This window comes from Streptomyces sp. AV19 (assembly GCF_015999245.1).
GTDB lineage: Bacteria > Actinomycetota > Actinomycetes > Streptomycetales > Streptomycetaceae > Streptomyces.
The window spans coordinates 337,703-355,667 of record NZ_JAEAMR010000022.1; the positions used below are offsets into that span (position 1 = coordinate 337,703).

General features: G+C 72.6%; 11 protein-coding genes and 2 pseudogenes. 7 read left to right on the forward strand and 6 right to left on the reverse strand.

Annotated features, from left to right (window positions below; all coding sequences use genetic code 11):
* Positions 1 to 164 precede the first annotated feature (164 nt).
* From I5Q34_RS29705 to I5Q34_RS29725, 5 genes and pseudogenes are all read right to left on the reverse strand, one after another.
* Positions 165 to 677 (reverse strand): annotated as a pseudogene (locus tag I5Q34_RS29705) (GNAT family N-acetyltransferase).
* Between the two features lie 9 nt (positions 678 to 686).
* A complete protein-coding gene (locus I5Q34_RS29710; RefSeq protein WP_199895538.1) occupies positions 687 to 1,475 on the reverse strand; it encodes an MgtC/SapB family protein in 789 nt (262 codons plus the stop codon).
* A gap of 42 nt (positions 1,476 to 1,517) precedes the next feature.
* Positions 1,518 to 4,277 carry a magnesium-translocating P-type ATPase gene (mgtA, locus tag I5Q34_RS29715; protein WP_199895539.1) on the reverse strand — a complete coding sequence of 920 codons (2,760 nt, stop codon included), beginning with the start codon at positions 4,275 to 4,277 and terminating at the stop codon, positions 1,518 to 1,520.
* Between the two features lie 544 nt (positions 4,278 to 4,821).
* Positions 4,822 to 6,654 carry a trypsin-like peptidase domain-containing protein gene (locus I5Q34_RS29720; RefSeq protein WP_199895540.1) on the reverse strand — a complete coding sequence of 611 codons (1,833 nt, stop codon included), beginning with the start codon at positions 6,652 to 6,654 and terminating at the stop codon, positions 4,822 to 4,824.
* Between the two features lie 132 nt (positions 6,655 to 6,786).
* Complete coding sequence (locus I5Q34_RS29725; protein WP_199895541.1) at positions 6,787 to 8,586, reverse strand: serine protease; 1,800 nt, start codon at positions 8,584 to 8,586, stop codon at positions 6,787 to 6,789.
* A gap of 420 nt (positions 8,587 to 9,006) precedes the next feature.
* On the opposite strand from I5Q34_RS29725, the gene I5Q34_RS29730 reads away from it, so the two are divergent.
* Entirely contained in the window at positions 9,007 to 10,797 is a 1,791-nt protein-coding gene (locus tag I5Q34_RS29730; RefSeq protein ID WP_199895542.1) for an ABC transporter ATP-binding protein/permease, read from the forward strand.
* A 66-nt stretch (positions 10,798 to 10,863) separates the two neighbouring features.
* Here the strand turns inward: I5Q34_RS29730 and I5Q34_RS29735 are convergent.
* Positions 10,864 to 11,655, reverse strand: a pseudogene (locus tag I5Q34_RS29735) (adenosylcobinamide amidohydrolase); the annotation flags it as partial.
* Between I5Q34_RS29735 and I5Q34_RS29740 the strand changes: the two are divergent.
* From I5Q34_RS29740 to I5Q34_RS29765, 6 genes are all read left to right on the forward strand, one after another.
* Complete coding sequence (locus tag I5Q34_RS29740; RefSeq protein WP_199895543.1) at positions 11,540 to 12,439, forward strand: phytanoyl-CoA dioxygenase family protein; 900 nt, start codon at positions 11,540 to 11,542, stop codon at positions 12,437 to 12,439. The pseudogene I5Q34_RS29735 and the gene I5Q34_RS29740 sit on opposite strands and share 116 nt — an antisense overlap.
* Before the next feature lie 65 nt (positions 12,440 to 12,504).
* The gene (locus I5Q34_RS29745; RefSeq protein WP_199895544.1) at positions 12,505 to 13,464 is read left to right on the forward strand and encodes a cyclopropane-fatty-acyl-phospholipid synthase family protein; all 960 of its coding nucleotides are present in this window, start codon (positions 12,505 to 12,507) and stop codon (positions 13,462 to 13,464) included.
* A 92-nt stretch (positions 13,465 to 13,556) separates the two neighbouring features.
* Entirely contained in the window at positions 13,557 to 14,027 is a 471-nt protein-coding gene (locus I5Q34_RS29750) for a hypothetical protein (RefSeq protein ID WP_199895545.1), read from the forward strand.
* The gene (locus tag I5Q34_RS29755) at positions 14,024 to 15,241 is read left to right on the forward strand and encodes an ABC transporter substrate-binding protein (protein WP_199895546.1); all 1,218 of its coding nucleotides are present in this window, start codon (positions 14,024 to 14,026) and stop codon (positions 15,239 to 15,241) included. Before I5Q34_RS29750 ends, I5Q34_RS29755 begins: the two co-directional genes overlap by 4 nt.
* The gene (locus I5Q34_RS29760; RefSeq protein ID WP_199895547.1) at positions 15,238 to 16,299 is read left to right on the forward strand and encodes an iron ABC transporter permease; all 1,062 of its coding nucleotides are present in this window, start codon (positions 15,238 to 15,240) and stop codon (positions 16,297 to 16,299) included. Before I5Q34_RS29755 ends, I5Q34_RS29760 begins: the two co-directional genes overlap by 4 nt.
* Positions 16,296 to 17,327 (forward strand): ABC transporter ATP-binding protein, encoded by a 1,032-nt coding sequence (locus tag I5Q34_RS29765; protein ID WP_199896045.1) that lies wholly within the window; start codon positions 16,296 to 16,298, stop codon positions 17,325 to 17,327. Before I5Q34_RS29760 ends, I5Q34_RS29765 begins: the two co-directional genes overlap by 4 nt.
* Positions 17,328 to 17,965: the final 638 nt, after the last annotated feature.

The window sequence follows — 17,965 nt, forward strand, 5'->3', positions numbered from 1 at the left end:
CTTTCACCGTTTCTTCCGGGGCTGCGCCCCTCGGCCCCGCAACGCGGCTGCGCCGAACGCGCGGAGCGCGGTTTCGGGGGTGCGGGGGGCGGAGCGCCCGCGGGGTGGCGCAGGGGCGCAGCCCCTGCGGAAACGGTGAAAGGGCGGGGCGGGGCCAAAACCCCTCACACCTCCCGCCGCATGCACACCCTCCCCCACCCCTCCAGCCCTGCCTCCCTCTCCCGCACTGCCCGCAAGCCAGGCCCCAACTCGCCCTACCCCAGCCTCCGGAACCCGCACCGCCCCTCGTAGTACGGCGCGTTCCACGGCACATCCACGAACGTCGTCAGCGTCAGCGCAGCAGCACCCATCGCACGCGCCACGCCCGCCGCGTGATCCAGCAGCCCGCGGCCCACGCCGCGCCCCGCCGCGTCCGGGTGGACCGACACCTGCTCGACGTGCAGCGCGTCGTCCACGCGCTCGGCGAGGAGATAGGCGACGGGCCGGTCGGTGCCGTCCTCGGCCACCACCCACGCCAGCCCGGCCTCCTGGAAGGAGGCCAGCGTCTCCAGCGACGGCGGCTCGTCGTCCGCGATCTCCGGCATGCCGACGTCGTGGAAGCCGCGGCCCGCCGCCCTCTCGATGTCCTGGAGCAGGGGGAGTTCGTCCGCCAGGGCCGTACGCACGCGTATTCGCATTGCCTCATGCTACGGGCGGCCCGTGAAGGGATTCCGCGGCCACCGCCGGCGGCCGCGGTCCTCCTCCCGGTCCTCCGCCTCCTCGTCCGGCGCGTGGAGCACCGTCCAGCTGACCGCCGAGACCGCGGGCTCCAGGGAGAGGCGGCTGACCGCCTCCTCCAGGAGGCTGTCGTCCCGCCGCTCGGTGGTCAGTTCGGCCGTGACGGCGACCTTGCCGGCCGTCTCGACGTCCCGGCTGGTGACCGAGCGCAGCCGGAAGCCGGGCCGGGTGACGGACTGGACGACGAGGGTGCGGACGTGCGCCTCCTCCGGCTCGGTGCACACGACCTCGAAGAAGTAGTCGGTGGCGACCTCCGCGCCGCCCCGCAGATCACGGTCCAACTGCCGGGCCAGCGGCCGGAGCAGGACGTTGGCCGCGACCACCCCGACCGTGCCGAGCACGGCGATGACGTACAGCCCGGTGCCCGCCAGGGCACCGACCGCGGCCGAACACCACAGCGTCGCCGCGGTGTTCAGCCCCCGCACCCGCAACCCGTCCCGCATGATCACACCGGCGCCGAGGAAGCCGATGCCGGAGACGATCTGCGCGGCGACCCGCGAGCCGTCGTAGCCCGTCGTACTGGTCGCGTCCGCGAAGCCGAAGGTGGAGAGGAGGACGAAGAGCGAGGAGCCCGCCGCTACGAGCGCGTTGGTGCGCAGTCCCGCCTCCCGGGCCCGCCACTGCCGCTCCAGTCCGATGATCGCGCCCAGCCCCAGGCCGGCCGCGATGTTGGCCGCCATGTGCCACTCGTTGATCATGCCTCTTGGTCCTCCTCCGGTGTCGTGATCTCTATCGGCCGCTCACAGCCAGCTGTTGAACCGGCGGATGTACCAGGTCTTGACCACCTGGGTCAGCAGGCAGTAGGCGAGCAGCGTGCCGGCCAGCCACGGGAAGTAGCCGAGCGGCAGGGCCTGCATGCCCAGCGCCGTCGCCAGCGGCGAGAACGGCAGGGCGATGCCGACGGCCATCACCAGCGCGGTCATCAGCAGCACCGGCGCGGTGGCCCGCGACTGCAGGAACGGGATCTTCCGGGTGCGCAGCATGTGCACGACCAGCGTCTGCGTCAGCAGTCCCTCCACGAACCAGCCCGACTGGAACAGCGCCTGATGCCCCTCGCCGTTCGCCCCGAAGACGTGCCACATCAGCAGGAAGGTGGTGATGTCGAAGACCGAGCTGGTCGGGCCCATCACGAGCATGAACCGGCCGATCCCGCGCGCGTCCCAGGTCCGCGGCCTGCGCAGGTACTCCTTGTCCATCCGGTCCCACGGCGTGGCGAGCTGCGAGATGTCGTAGGCGAGGTTCTGCACCAGCAACTGCATGGCGAGCATCGGCTGGAAGGGGATGAAGGCGGAGGCCACCAGCACCGAGAAGACGTTCCCGAAGTTCGAGGAGGCCGTCATCTTGATGTACTTGATGGTGTTGCCGAAGGTCTGCCGCCCCTGGAGCACCCCGCGCTCCAGGACCGTCAGGTCCTTCTCCAGCAGGATGATGTCGGCCGACTCCTTGGCGATGTCGACCGCGGTGTCCACGGAGATGCCGACGTCCGCGTCGCGCAGCGCGGCGGCGTCGTTGATGCCGTCGCCGAGGAAGCCGACCGTGTGGCCCTCGGCCTGGAGGGCGCGCACGATGCGGGCCTTCTGCACGGGGTTCGCCTTGGCGAAGACCGTGGTCGTGCGGGCGAGCTCGCGCAGGGCGGCGTCGTCCAGGGTGTCGATCACCGCGCCGGTGACGACCTCGCCCACGTCGATGCCCACGTCCGCGCAGACCCGGGCGGCGACCAGCTCGTTGTCGCCGGTGACGACCTTGACGGAGATCCCGTTGTCCGCGAGGGCGCGCAGCGCCTCGGCCGCGTCCTGCTTCGGCGGGTCGAGGAAGGCGAGGAAGCCGATGAGGGTCAGGCCGTCCTCGTCCGCGACGCCATACGCATCCCGCTCGGCGGTGAACGTGCGGGTCGCCACGGCCAGGACGCGCAGGCCCTGCCGGTTGTTGTCCTCGGCGGTGCGGGTGACGCGGCGGCGCAGCTCGTCGGTGAGCGCGATCCGCTCGCCGGCCTCGGTCATGTGGGTGCACAGGGCGAGGACCTCCTCGACCGCGCCCTTGGTGATCAGACAGTGTTGATCAACCGCATGCTCGGTGGGCGGTCCGGTGACGTCGTTGCGGCCCAGGACGACGGACATCCGGCGGCGCGCGAAGTCGAAGGGGATCTCGTCGATCATCGTGAAGCGCGCGTCGACGACAACCTCCTCGGCCTCGAGCACGCGGTCGATGACGGCCTGGTCCATCAGGTTGCGCAGCCCGGTCTGGAAGTGGCTGTTGAGGTAGGCGTACTCCAGCACCTCGCCGTCCTCGCGGCCGTGCGCGTCGAGGTAGCGGTCGAGGACGATGCGGTCCTCGGTGAGCGTGCCGGTCTTGTCCGTGCAGAGGACGTCCATGGCGCCCAGGTTCTGGATGGCGTTGAGCCGCTTGACGACGACCTTGCGCTTCGCCATCGCGACGGCGCCGCGCGCCAGGTTGGTGGTGACGACCATGGGCAGCATCTCGGGCGTGAGCCCGACGGCGACGGCGACCGCGAAGGTGAACGCCTCGGCCCAGTCGCCCTTGGTGAATCCGTTGATCGCGAGGACGACGGGGACCATCACCAGCATGAAGCGGATCAGCAGGAAGCTGACCTTGCGGACGCCGGTGTCGAAGCTGGTCCGCGGGCGCTCGCCGACGAGGGAGCCGGCCATGGAGCCGAAGTAGGTGTCCGCGCCGGTGGCGACGACCACGCCGGTGGCGGTGCCGGAGGTGACGGAGGTGCCCATCAGGCAGAGGTTGTCGGCCTCGACGGGGTCGCTGGTGGTGCGCTGTCCGTAGTCGTGGGCACGGGTGTCCGCCTTGGCCACCGGGAGGGACTCGCCGGACAGCGCGGCCTGGCCGACCATGAGGTCCTTGGCCGTGAGCAGCCGCAGGTCGGCGGGGACGAGGTCGCCGGCGGCCAGGCGCACGATGTCGCCCGGGACCACCTGCTCCATCGGGATCTCCACGGTGGCGGGGTCGGCGCCGCGGCCGGCGCGGCGCGTGACCGCCGTCGTGGTGGTGACCAGGGCCCGCAGCGCGGCGGCCGAGCGGCCCGAGCGGTACTCCTGCCAGAACCGCAGCACCGCGCTGACCAGCACCATCGTGGCGAGAATGGCGATTCCGGGGTCGAAGGGCTCTTCGTCGGCGACCTGGAGCCACTGCCAGAGCATGACGGCGTCCAGGACGAGCAGGACCAGGATGAACGGGTTCCAGAACGCCCTGGCGAACTGGACGAACCAGCGCGGGGCGCGCTCCTGCTCGACGGCGTTGGAGCCGTGGCGCTCCAGGCGCTCGGCGGCCTCGTCCTGCCGCAGCCCCTGGGCGGTGGACCGGTGGTGCTGCAGCGCCTGGGCGGCCGGCTGGGAGCTGACGGCGGCCAGGCGCTCGGCGACGGTGCGGGTACGGGCCTCCAGTTCGGCGGCCCTGCGCTCGCGGCGGGTGCCGGGGGTGCGGCCGCCCGGCGGGGCGAGCTTCTGGGGGGTGAGGGTGGTGTTGGTCATGGCGGAACCCTTCTCCGGGCACGACGGTGCGACGGCATGGCGTCACGGCTGTTACGGCACGCGGGCAGGCCGAGGCGGCATCGTGGCTCGGAACGGTGAGCGGAATCGCGCGATGCGGACGGTCAAGTCCCGGCATTACGGGAGGAGTTGGACCGGATCGCGAAAAAAATGGGGACGACGGCCCGGGGCGGGGCCGACTGAAGAAGGGGAAATCACGCGACAGCGCGGAGGGCCGGACGCGTCACAAGGACGTCAACGGCCCGGAATACCGAGTCGGTTCGGCAGGGGCGACGACGAAGACGTCAGCCGATCGTGACCGGGACGAGCACACTGTGGCGAGGACTTCCCTCGGGACTCCGACTGGTCATCCCGATCACCTCCTCGCTCGAACGAACAGCGTGGGTGCCGCACGGCACCTTTCGCGCCCCAGCTTGCCACACACGCTGGAGAAGCGGGTAAATCGGAGGTAAATAGAGGTAAACAGACGCGGGGCGGGACCTGGCCGAAGCCGGTCCCGCCCCGCGCCCACCGGGATCCGGGAGGATCAGGGGGAGACCAGCGGCGTCCACGCACCGAGACGGTTCGCGGCCGTCCGGTCGTAGTACGCGGTCTCGCCGTCGCTCCAGCGGACGACGAGGTCGTCGCGCCGGCCCGCGGGCCCGCCGAAGTCACCGGCGGCCATCAGGGCGGCGCCCCGGTACGAGGCGTTGGCGCCCTGGAGCGTGTACGCGGCGGCCGGCAGTCCGGCCTTGGTCACGCCCGCGTAGGTCTCCAGGCGGCCGTTGTCCCGGCGGACCAGCAGGTCGGCGTTGCCCTTGCCGGACACCTGGGCGGTGGCGAGGGCGAGGACGGAGCCGCCCGCCCACTTCGAGCCCTTGCCGCCCGGCACGAGCTTCTTCTCGCCGCCCAGGCGGGAGGCGGTGGTGCCGGAGTACAGGTCCACCTCGCCGTCGTCGAAGCGGACGACCAAGTCGTTCGCCTTGCCGGGGGAGTTGTACGCGCCGGCCGTGAAATGCGTGGCGTGCTTCCAGGTGTTGTTGGCCTTGACGAGCGTGGTCTCCTTGCCGGTGGAGCCGGCGCGGACGTCGCTGAACACGCTGACCTTGCCGTTGTCCCAGCGGACGACGAGGTCAGCGGTGCCGCCGCCGTTGAACTCGCCGGCGGCGACGGCCCCGACCTTCGCCCAATAGGGGTTCTGCCCGCGGACCGTGACCTCCCGGCCGAAGTGGCCCTTGCCGTCGCCCGCGTAGGAGGAGATCTCGCCGTCCCGCCACACGACGAGCAGGTCGTCGCGGCCGTCGCCGGTGAAGTCGCCCGTGACGAGGTGCCGGGCGTCCTTCCAGTTGGCGACGCGGTAGGGCAGTCCGGCCTTGACCGGGCCCTGGAGGTCGCCGGGTACGGGCTTGCGGTCGGCGACGGCGTCGGCGTAGAGGCGCTGGATCTCGGGGCCGTACACCGGGGAGTAGCTCACCCAGTCGCTGTTGCCGTCGTCACCGCCGCCGTTGTAGCCGCCGACGTTGCCGATGACGTCGCCGGTCTTCTTCTTGGCGTCGTAGTTGGTGATCCACGGGCCGCCGGAGACGCCCGGGTAGTAGCCGGCGCATTCCATCTTCAACTGACGGAAGTACGGGCCCCGGACGGTCGGGACCGTACAACTCACGGCCTTCTGATCCGGGTTGGCGGACTTCGGATACCCGTACACCGTGACGGTGTTGGCCCAGCGGGGCGTGCCGGTCAGGCGCAGGCCGCCGCCGACGCGGTCCTGGAGCTTCTTGCCCTTGTCGGCGGGGTCCACGCGGACGAACGCGAAGTCCAGGTCGGAGTCCGCCGCCTTGGAGTTGCTCCGGTAGCGCTCGTCGACGAAGGTCTTCCTCACCTGGAACGCGCCGAACGGCTGGTGCGCGGCGTCCTTGCCCTTGCGGAACTGCGGCACGAAGATCGCCGAACCGTCCGTCTTCATGGGCCTCGCGCAGTGCGCGGCGGTCAGCACCAGGTTGCGCCCGGCGCTCTGTACGACGCCGCCGCTGCAATAGGTGGCTCCGGAGGGGCCCTTGAGGAAGAACGTTCCCACCACGGGGATGCCGTCCCCGAGGCTGCCCTTCTTGACGTTCTTCGGCGCCGCGGCGGCCGCGCGCGGCGAACGCGCCACGCCGGAGCGCTGCTTCGCGGCGGACCCGGCGTCGACGGGCCGGGCCCCGGCCATGCGCTCGGCCGTCCAGTAGGAGAGGTCCGGGGACGCGGAGGCGGACGAAGTGGGCACGGGGGCGGACGGCGTGGGCCCGGGGGCGGCGACCGCCGTCGTCGCGGTGGCCGTCGTGCCGCAGGCGGCCATGGCCAGGGCTATGGAGAGGGTCCTGGAGTGTCTGGATGAGGTCAAAGCGACTCACTGAGCTAGGGGATGAGGTCGCACACATGTTCACACAGCGTGTTCGCGCCCCCACCCCCGGGTCGCCGCCACGACGCGGGGCCGCGGCCCGTAAGGCCACGGCCCCGCGCACGGACACCTGTCTCAGGGGGAAACCAGCGGGCTCCACGCCCCCAGGCGCCCCTCCCCGCTCCCCGCGTAGAGCGCGGTCTCGCCCTTGCCCGCCCAGCGGACCAGCAGGTCGTCCGCCCGCCCGGCCGGGGCGGTGAAGGCGCCCGCGACCATCGGGGAGTCCCCCCGGTACGCGCGGTTCGCGGACATCAACGTGGCCCGGGACTTCAGGTCCTTCGTGGCGGCGACGGTCTGCAGCTGCCCGTCCCCCCAGCGGACCACCAGCCGCGCCGCGCCCCCGGAGAACTGCCCGGTCGTGAGGGCCGCGGCCCCCTTCCAGGTCGGGCCGCTCGCCGCCAGCCGGCGCTCCTTGCCCGTGCCCGAGCCGCTCGCCCCGGTGTGCAGGGTCACCTCGCCGTCGCGCCAGACGACGGCCACGTCGTTGGCCCGGCCGGAGGTGTACTTCCCGGCGGTGATCCGGGACGCGTCCTTCCACATCGAGCCGCTCTTGGCGACCACGTGCTCCTTGCCGGGGCCGGACGCGCTCCCGTCGGCGAAGACGCTCACCTTGCCGGTGGGCTTCCCCTTCGTGTCGGTCCAGACGACCATGAGGTCGGAGCGGCCGTTGCCCGTGAAGTCGCCGGCGGTGATGGTCTGGATCCGCTCCCAGGCGCTGTGCTTGCGCATCAGCTGCCGCCCCGCGCCGAAGCCGCCCTTCCCGTCGCCCGGGTAGAGGGTGGCCTCGCCGTCGCGCCAGACCACCACGAGGTCCTCGCGGCCGTCGCCGGTGAACTCGCCGGCGGCCAGGTGCCGGGCGAACGACATCGTGCGGGCGCTCTCGGGCAGCCGGGGCCCGGACAGCGAGCGCAGCGGGCCGCGCGAGGGCGCCCGGCCGGCGACCGCGTCCGCGTAGAGGGCCTGGATCTCGCGGTCGTAGACCGGGGAGTAGCTCACCCAGTCGTGGTTCTGGTCGTCGCCGCCGCCGTTGTAGCCGCCGACGTTGCCGATGACGTCGCCGGTCTTCCGCTTCGCGTCGTAGTTGGCGATCCACGGACCGCCGGAGACTCCGCCGTAGAAGCCGCCGCACTCCATCTTCAGCTGCCGGAACTTCGGTGCGCGGCTCGTGTCCACGGTGCAGCTGACGGCCTGCTGGCCGGGGTTCTTCGACTTGGGGTAGCCGTACACGGTGACCGTGCTGGTCCAGCGCGGGGTGTTCGTCAGCCGCAGCCCGCCCGTGCGGCTCTCCACCTTCGCGCGCTGCGCGTTGGGGCCCACGCGGACGAACGCGAAGTCCAGGTCGGAGTCCGCCTGCTTGGAGTTGCTGCGGTAGCGGGGGTCCATGAAGACCCGCTGCACGGGGAAGACCCCGAACGGCTGGTGCGCCGCGTCCTTGCCCTTGCGGAACTGCGGGACGAAGATCGTCCGCCCGTCCGCCTTCAGGGACTTGGCGCAGTGGCCCGCGGTCAGCACCAGGTTCTTGCCCGCGCTGCGCACGACGCTCGCGCTGCAGTAGGTGGCCCCGGAGGGCCCGGCGGCGAAGAACGTGCCGACCGAGGGGATGCCGCCCCCGAGCGTGCCCTGCTTGACGTTGCGCGGCGCGGCGGCGGCCACGCCCGGCGACCGCAGGGCGGCGGCGGGCGGGGCCGTGCCGCGCCCGGCGTCGACGGGCTGCGCGCCGGCCAGCCGCTCGGCCGTCCAGTACTGCTCGGCGCCGCGCGCGTCGGGCGTCGCGGCCGGAGCGGCGGCAGCCGGCACGGCGACGGCGGCCGTGCCGCAGGCCGCGAGGCTCAGGGCTATGGAGAGGGTCCGGGACCACGTGGACGTGGAGGTCAAGGCGACTCACCGAGATAGGGGACAAGTGTTCGCCCAAATATTTGCATAGCGAACCAATGCTCTTCACCCCGGGTCCGGGCCGGGCTCGCACCCCTGCACAGGAAGGGCCCAGCGCCCCTTCCTTCAAGGCGAGTTGACGGTTTGCCAGTGCACGGGACCCTTCTCCGGCTCGCGGCCGCCCTTCGCCGGCTCCGCGGCGCGAGCCTCGGCCATGCGCGCCGGCAGGCCGATCCGGCCCGGTCCCGCACCCGCCCCTCCGGATGGCCGTCGCGGGGGGCGGCTGCGGCGCCGCCGGCACGTCGTCCGCCGACGCCACGGCGGCGGCCGGGGCGAGCGGGGCGACGGGGCGAAGTCGCCCGGTGCGCACGGTGATCCACCGCGCTTGGACGCCTCCCCGACCGGAAGGGGATCCTCGTCCGCATGAGCTATGTCATCGAAACACAGGGCCTGACCCGCGAGTTCGGCGAACGAAGAGCGGTGGACGGGCTCGACATCCAGGTCGAGGCGGGTGAGGTCTTCGGTCTCCTCGGGCCGAACGGCGCCGGAAAAACCACCACGATACGGATGCTGACCACGCTGCTGGCCCCGAGCCGCGGCCGGGCCCTGGTGTGCGGGTACGACGTGCGGCGGGAGGCCGCCCAGGTGCGCCGGCGGATCGGCTACGTGTCCCAGGAGAAGGGCGTGCGCCACCTCCTCACCGCCCGGGAGAGCGTGGAGATCGAGGCGGACCTCCACCATGTCCCCCGCCGCGAACGGGCCCTGCGGGTGACGGAGGTCCTGGACGTCGTGGGGCTGCTGCCGGACGCGGACCGGCAGGTGGCGGAGTTCTCCGGCGGCATGCTCAAGCGCCTCGACCTGGCCTGCGGGCTGCTGCAGCGGCCCGAGGTGCTGATCCTCGACGAGCCGACGCTCGGCCTCGACGTGCAGTCGCGGCACCGCGTCTGGGAGCACGTCGCCCACCTGCGCCGCCAGGGCGTCTCCGTGCTGCTGACGACCAACTACCTCGACGAGGCGGACCGCCTGTGCGACCGCGTCTCCATCATCGACGCCGGCAAGGAGGTCGTCGGCGGCGCCCCCGACACCCTCAAGCGGGCCGTCGGCGCGGACGTCCTGCACGTGGTGACGGACGACGTGGCGGGCCTGCGCGGGATCGTCCACGGCCGGGAACGGTTCCACCGCGTCCTGGAGGCGGGGCCGCGCACCGTCAACCTCCATGTCGGCGACGCCCTGGCCGCGTTGGCGGAAGTGGCGGGCGCCGCCCGCGAGCGCGGCATCGTCCTGGAGCACATCGGCCTCCAACGGCCCACGCTCGACGACGTGTTCCTGCTGCACACCGGCCGGGGCCCGCGCGGCACGGACGGCGAACGGCTGCCCGTGAAAGCCACCCCGGCACCCGGGCCGGCACCCGCGCGGCCCGCGCGACGAGGTGCCCTGCGCGGCCGTCCGCAGGAGACGGCCGCGCTGCTGCGCCGCTGGTTCCTCCAGCTGCGCCGTGAGCGCCTCAACCTCGTCTTCACCCTGCTCCAGCCAGCGATCTGGCTGGTGTTCTTCGGCAGTTCCCTGCGGCGGGCGGTGGACCCCGGCGCGGTCGCCGACGCCGACTACATCTCCTTCATGCTGCCGGGCGTGATCGCGTTCAACGCGGTCGGGGCCGGGGTGAGCGGGGCCGTTCCGCTGCTGTGGGACAAGGAGACCGGCTATCTGGGCCGGCTGATGAGCATGCCGCTGGCGCGCAGCTCCATCGTCGTCAGCCGGCTCCTCTTCCAGATGGCGCTGGGCGCGGTGCAGGCGGCCCTCATCATGCTCGTGGCCCTGGCGCTGGGCGCCCGGCCGGCGGCACACGCGGTCGACGCCGTGCTCGTGCTCGTCGCCGTCATGCTGCTCACCGGCACGCTCACCACCGGCTTCATCGCCCTGGCCTACGGTTCGTCGAGCAACACGACCTTCTTCGCGATCAGCGGATTCGCCTCATTTCCGCTGCTGTTCGCGAGCAACGCGTTCGTCGCGCTGGACGCCATGCCGGGGTGGCTGGCGGCCATCGCCCGGTTCAACCCGCTGACGTACGCGATCGAGGTGATCCGCGGCCTGGTCCTCGACGGGTGGCGGGCCGGCCTGGCCGTTCCCCTGTCCGTGCTGGTGCTGTTCACCGCCGGCTGCCTGCTCGCGCTGGGCCGGCTGTCCCCCGCGCGGTCGGGACGGGGCCTGCGCTGACGCGGCGGTCGTCCGGTCCGGGTGGCGCTCCAGCCAGGACAGGGCCCCGCGCAGCACCGCGGAGTGCACGGTGCGGGCGAGCCGGGCGCCCCAGGGCGAGCGCGGCCCGCAGAAGCGCTCGCGCGCGGCGCCCGGGGCGTACGGCACGGCCAGGCACACCGCGTCCGAGGCCGTGCCGGTGCAGGCGAAACCCGCCTCCAGCAACGCCTGCGTCTTCGCCTCGGTCGCCGTCATCACCGCGTTGACCAGCGCGCCGTCCTCCAGCGGCACCGGCACCACGGCGACAAGGTTCACCGTGCCGGGCCGGGACACGGGAGCCTGATCGCCGGGAGCCGGGCCGTCGGGGGCGGCGGCCCAGATCGGCACGCTCAACCCGACGGTGGCGACGGCCCGTACGCCCCGCTCCCCGGCCCGCGCGCGGTGGCGTACCGCGGCGGCGGTGAGCATGCCGACCCCGGGCCCGCGCAGCCGGTGCGCCACCGCGAGCTCCTCCACGTGGACCTCGGGGTCGGTGCGGGCGTACGACACCGGCACCTGGGCGTTGATCACCCACTCGCGCGGCCCCAGCCCGCCGCCCGCCACGCCGGAGGAGAGCATGCGCCACCCCGGACCGGCCCGCCACACCAGCACCCGGGCGCCCGGCGGCCCGCACAACTCGATGTCCATCATGCCTTCCTGCCCCTCTCCGCACGCTGGTACCGTCCCGCCTACGGCATATTCAGGTGTCCGGAGGACGAACTCCATGGCGCACACGCACAGTTCCGATGCCACCGCATCCCATGTCACCGCATCCGATGCCACCGAACGCATGGCGACCGACGGCTTCTGTCTGATCCCCGGCGCCCTGGAACCCGACATGATCGAGCGGCTGCGCGGCCTGTCCGAGCGCAAGCTCCGCTCCGAGGAGCAGGGCCACTTCCGGCGGTACGCCCACCACGGCAGCCTGATCCCGGTCCACGTCGAGGACGACCCGCACGCCGACCTCCTCACCTCGCCCGCCCTGCACACCGCCTTCCGCGACCTCGGCTTCACCGATCCCCGCTGGATCAGCGGCTACGTCATCACCAAACCGCCCCGCTCGCCGGGGCTCTGGTGGCACCAGGACTGGTGGGCCTGGGACCACGACCTCAGCTTCGCGGCCCGGCCCGCCCAGGTCTTCTGCATGCTCTACCTCCAGCACACCCACGAGGGGAACGGCGCCCTGCGCGTCATCCCCGGCAGCCACCGCCACCACCACGAGCTGCACGACACCCTGCCGGAGCCGCACACCCCCGACATCGAGAACCAGCCGCAGGACTCGCTCTCCCACCTCCCCGCCCCCGGCGAGCTGACCATCGAGGCGCACGCGGGCGACCTGGTCATCGGTGACGTCCGGGTGCTGCACGCGACGCACCCCAACCGCACCGACCGCCCGCGCACGGCCGTGGACCTGCTCTTCGCCCCGCACTTCCGGGACCTTCCGGAGGAGTTCCGGGCGCACTACGTACGGCAGTTCTGCCTCCCGGAGGCCGGCTGGTGGCGCGAGCCGGGCCACCCCCTGCGCGGCGCCCCGGTCGGCCGCGTGCTCCCGACGTACGAGGGCCCCGACCACCCGCCCGTCCCCTACCGCCGACGGCCCCGCCGACGGCCGGCCACTCCCTGATACGCGGTCCACGGCTTCGCGTCCAAGCGCCCAAGCGTCCAAGCGCCCAAGGAGAAGTAACGTTCATGCATGGTGGCGAACTCTGTGGCGAACAGGCATCGGACACCGCCGTCGACGAGCTCCCCGGCAACTCCCCCGCCGACACCGGTCATTACTCCCTGGACGTCGTCGGCGGCCGGCGCGGACTGCCCGGGGGCGGCCTCCACATCTACCTCACCGGCGACCTGCTGCATCCCCCGATGGTGCCCGACAGCACGATCTGGTCGGACGGGAGACGGTGGAAGCAGGGCGCCGCGCTCCACACCCGCCGGATAGCCGAACTCGCCGAACTCACCGCCGGGGAACGCGTCCTGGACGTCGGCGGCGGGCTCGGCGGCCCCGCCCGCCTGCTGGCGCACGACTACGGCGTGCACGTCACCTCGGTGACCAACTCGGCCGCCCACGCCCGCACGAGCCGCCGGCTCAACGCGGCCCTGCCCCTCGGTCCGGGAAGCGTCACCGTCGTCCTCGGCGACGGCCAGCAGGCCCTGCCGCGCGGCCCCTTCGCCGCCGCGCTCAGCGTCAACATGCTGTACCAGGTGCGGGACCACCGCGCCCTGTACGAGCGGGTCTTCCGCGGCCTCGCGCCGGGGGGACGGTTCGTCGTCGACGACTGGATGCTGACCTCGCACGCCACCGAGGAGGACGTGGCCGGCCTGGTGGCCCACTTCCGGTTCCCGCACTTCGCCCGGACCCACACCGTCGAGGACGACCTGATGGCGGCGGGCTTCCCGCCCGCCGAGGTCTCACTGGACCTCGGCCACGTGGGGCGCGGGCCCATGGCGGACCACTTCGAGCGCCAGATGTGGGAGTACTTCGCGCCCCAGGTGATCTCGGACTGGCCGGGCGACCCGGTGGAGTCGCCGGGCAGGCCCGCCTACGGACGGCTGATGATCGAGCAGTTCGTCGAGGCCGTGAACACCACCATCCGGCTCTACGCCCGGCGGAGGATGACCTACCACAGAATACTGGTGCGCAAGCCGTGAAGTGCCTTGCCACCACGTCCAGTTGACCACTATCCCGCACTGGCACCGCTCCAGCCCCTTCGTGCACACTGACCGATCAGGAGGTGTCTGCAATGCTGTCCGCACAGGCAGAGTTGGTATGGCAGGGCCGGATCCACCTGGGCGACGAGCCCGGGGTCTACGGGGACGCGTCCTACGCGGGCCTGACCGTGGAACTGCCGCTCACCGTCGAGCGCCTGGCCACCACCGGGCCGCTCACGACGACCCTGGTACTGGAGACGCAGGACCTGCGGACCTTCCAGGGGTACCCGGGCCATCTCCTGGAGGTCTTCCTCTTCGCCCCGGCCTCCGCTCCCCAGCGCTTCACCCGGAAGCTCCTGGCGAGCACCCGGCTCACGGGCAGCGGCACCCAGCACTCCCTGGCCGTCGACTTCACCGGGCACCAGGCACCCCACCGACTGGGCGTGCGGCTGGGCGTGGACACCGATGTCCCGCCGGGGCTCTACGACGACTTCGTCCTCACCCGGCTGTCGAACCGGGCGACGGACTACGCCTACGTGGCCTCGTTCGGCTTCCGGGCATGACCGCACCGCGCAGACGCCACCGCCTCCGCACGGCCGCCCTGCTGCTCGCGGGACTGCTCGTGGCCTCCTGCGGCGACGGCTCCTCCCCGAAGGACGCGAAGGCCGACGGCGGCGGAAGAGCCGGGTGCGTCACCGACTTCTCCTCGGACAAGGACTACTTCCCGGTCAAGTCCACGGTGACGCACGCCGAGAACTTCACCCTCCGGTACGAGAAGAGCTACCAGGTCCTCACCGTCAAGCAGCCCTACCCCAACGCCGGACCCGAGTCGTACATCCTCGTCAAGTGCGGTGCGCCGAAGCCCTCCCTGAGCGGCGACCTGGCGAAGGCCCCGCAGCTCACCGTGCCCGTCCGCAGCCTCTACTCGATGTCCACGACCCATCTGCCGCTGCTCACCGCGACGGACCGCGCCGACGTCGTCACCGGCGTGGCCGACGCCTCCCTCGTCAACTCCGGCGAGATCCGGGACCGGATCAAGGCGGGGAAGACGGCCGAGTACGCCAAGGGCGGCACGATCAACACCGAGAAGGTCATCGCCGCGAAACCCGACGTGCTGGTGACCCAGGGCTCGGACGACCCGCGCTACCCCAAGCTGCGCTCGGCGGGCATCCCCGTGGTGGCCAACGCCGAGTGGCTGGAGCCCACCCCGCTCGGCCGCGCCGAGTGGGTCAAGGCGATGGCCGCGCTCACCGGCGCCGAGCAGACCGCAGGCCAGGTGTTCCAGGACGTGGAGAACGCCTACGCGCAGGCCACCGCACGAGCCGCGCGGGCCCGTAAACCGGTCGACGTCCTCTCCGGGAGCATGTTCCAGGGCACCTGGACCATGGCCGCCGGCGGCAGTTACGTCGGCACCCTGATCAAGGACGCCGGCGGCACGTACCCCTGGGCGGGCGACCGGGGAACCGGCAGTCTGCGGCTGGGCTTCGAGGCCGTCTACGCCAAGGCCGGCGGCGCGCGTCTGTGGCTGACCGACCAGCCGTGGAAGTCGGGCGGCGACATCACCAAGGCGGACAGCCGCTACGGCCGGCTGGCCGCGGTGCGCGACGGCGAGGTGTGGACCAACACCAGAACCGCCGGCGGGGAGGGCGGCAACGACTTCTACGAGCGCGGCGTGCTGCGGCCCGACCTGATCCTCGACGACATGACGGCGATCCTCCACCCCGAGCTCGCCAAGGGCCACACCTTCGTCTTCTACGAGAAGGTGCCCACGCGTTGACGCCGACCGCCGCCGACCGCCGCCGGCACCTCGCGGTCCTGACCGGGTTCGCCGTCGCCACCGCGGTGCTGTTCCTCCTCACGATCGTGCTGGGCCCCTCCCGGGTCCCGCCGGCGGAGGCGGTGCGGGTGCTCACGGGGCGCGCGGCGGCGGACCCCCGCTGGAGCGCCATCGTCACGGAGGTGCGGCTCCCGCGCGCGGTGACCGCCACCGCCGTCGGGGCGGCCCTCTCCGTGGCCGGCGTCCAGATGCAGACGCTGTTCCGCAATCCCCTGGCCGACCCCTTCTCCCTGGGGGTCAGCTCCGGCGCCGGCCTGGGTGTGGCCGCGGCGGTGGCGGGCACGGGCGGCGCGGCCGGGGCCTTCACCGGCGGCCTGGCCGGCCTGGGCCGGGCCGGTGTCGTCGCCGCGGCGGCGCTCGGCGCGGGGGCCGTGCTGTCGCTGGTGCTGCTGCTGTCGCGCCGGGTCCGGTCCGTGGCGACCCTCCTGGTCATCGGCGTGATGATCGGTTCCGCGGTGACCGCCGCGGTGAGCGTCATGCTCGTCTACGCCCGCCCGGAGCAGGCCCAGCAGTTCGTGCTGTGGGGCCTGGGCAGCCTCGACGCCACCACCTGGCCCGACCTGAGGGTCATGCTCCCGGTCACCGGCATCGGGCTGGCCACCGCCCTGCTGACCACGAAGCAGCTCAACGCCCTGCTGCTGGGCGAGAGTTACGCCCGCACGATGGGCCTGAACGTCCGGCGCAGCCGCGACCTCGCCCTGCTGACGACCTCGCTCCTCGCGGGGGCGAGCACCGCCTTCTGCGGCCCGGTCGCGTTCCTCGGGCTGGCCGTGCCCCATCTGGCCCGGGTCGCCCTGCGCACCTCCGACCAGCGGATCCTGCTGCCCACGGCGGTGTTCGCGGGGGCCGCGGTCGCGCTGGCCTGCGGGCTGGCGACCCAGCCGCCGTCCACGGACGCGATGCTGCCGCTGAACGCGGTGACCTCCCTGCTGGGCGCGCCCGTAGTGGTCACCATGCTGATCCGCAGGGGCCGCAGCACACAGGAGGCCGTGTCATAGCCGGTTCCACCCCGGACACTCTGACCACCGAGGGCCTGTCGGTCGGCCACCGCACGCGCGCCGCGTGGGGACGCGGCGGCCACCGCGTCGTCCTCGGCGACCTGTGGCTGACCGCGCGCCCCGCCGAGCTCACCGTCCTGCTCGGCCCCAACGGGTCGGGGAAGTCGACCCTGTTGCGCACCCTGTGCGGCCTGCTGCCGCCCGTCGCCGGAACGGTACGGATCGCGGGCGAGAACCTCTCCGCGCACTCGCCCGCCTCGCTGGCCCGGCAGCTGGCCGTCGTGCTCACCGACCGGTTCGCCCCGGGGCTGCTGTCCGCCCGGGAGCTGGTCTCCCTGGGCCGCCACCCGCACACCGGCTTCCTCGGCCGCCTCCGCGCGGCCGACCGCGCGACCGTGGACTGGGCCCTGGAGGCGGTGGGCGCGGGCCACTTGGCGGACCGGCCGGCCACCGAACTGTCCGACGGCGAGTGGCAGCGGGTGCTCATCGCCCGCGCCCTCGCCCAGGAGCCCCGGGTGGTGCTGCTGGACGAACCGACGGCCTTCCTCGACGCGCCGTCCCGGGTGGCGGTCACCGTCCTGCTGCGCGACCTGGCCCGTGGGCGCGGCCTGACCGTCGTGGCCAGCACGCACGACGTCGAACTCGCGCTGCGCCTGGCCGACGTGGTGTGGCTGACCGACCGCGAGGGCCGCCTGCGCACGGGCGCGCCCGAGGACCTCATCCGCACCGGGGCCGTCGCGGCCGCCTTCGACACCGAGCACCTGGCCTTCGACCCGGACACGGCGAGCTTCGCCCTGCGCCGGCCGTCCCGCGGCACCGCGACGCTCGACGCGCCTCCCGCGCTGCGGCCGCTGCTGGAACACACCCTGGCCCGCGAGGGGTTGACCGTCGCGTCCGGCCCTGCCGACCACCATGTCGCGGTGGCGGACGACGGGTCGCTGCTGCTGCGCCGGGGCGACGGCGAGGCCGTCCGCGTCCCGACCTTCGAGGCCCTGGCGCGGGCCCTGCGGGGCGGTAGCGCGACCTGAGCGCGCCCGGGCCCCGGAGTCCCGCAGGACTCCGGGGCCCTCAACTCCCCTCGTTCAACTGGTCATTGCAGGGTCCATGGGAACCAGTGGTACACCCCGAACCCCACCGCCGCACAGAGCGGCGGGGTAGCCCAGCGGAGCAGGCGACGCGAGACACAGAGCCTGACCTCGAAGCCGGGTTCGAGCGCCAGCCGGAACCGGCGGTGGCCGGTCCGGTCGCACGCGGCTCCTCCGCCGGCATCCGGCGGGTCGCCGTCGACCTGGGAAGGTTGAATCGAATGCGGCATAACTCTCCGATCAAACCCGGGCAGTTGTGAACACCGCCCGTTCCGGTGAGAACGATCCGCGTCTGAGCTCCGGCCAGGGACTGACACGGATCGCATCGTGTGTGGAGAGAGGGTAGTACGAAGCATGCTCTGCGGTCGCAACGGGCCGCGCATGCCGGTGACATGGGGTCGACAGAGGCGTCCGGGACGCGACACGCGTAGACCGTGACCCACTGGCCTGAACATTTGCGGCGGATCCGTCAATAGACGCCGCACGGAGGGGCAAAAATTGGTCTATACCCGCATCCCTACCCTTAAGTAGCACCCCCTTCAACCACGGCATGAGCCAACGAAAGTGGCACATGTCACACT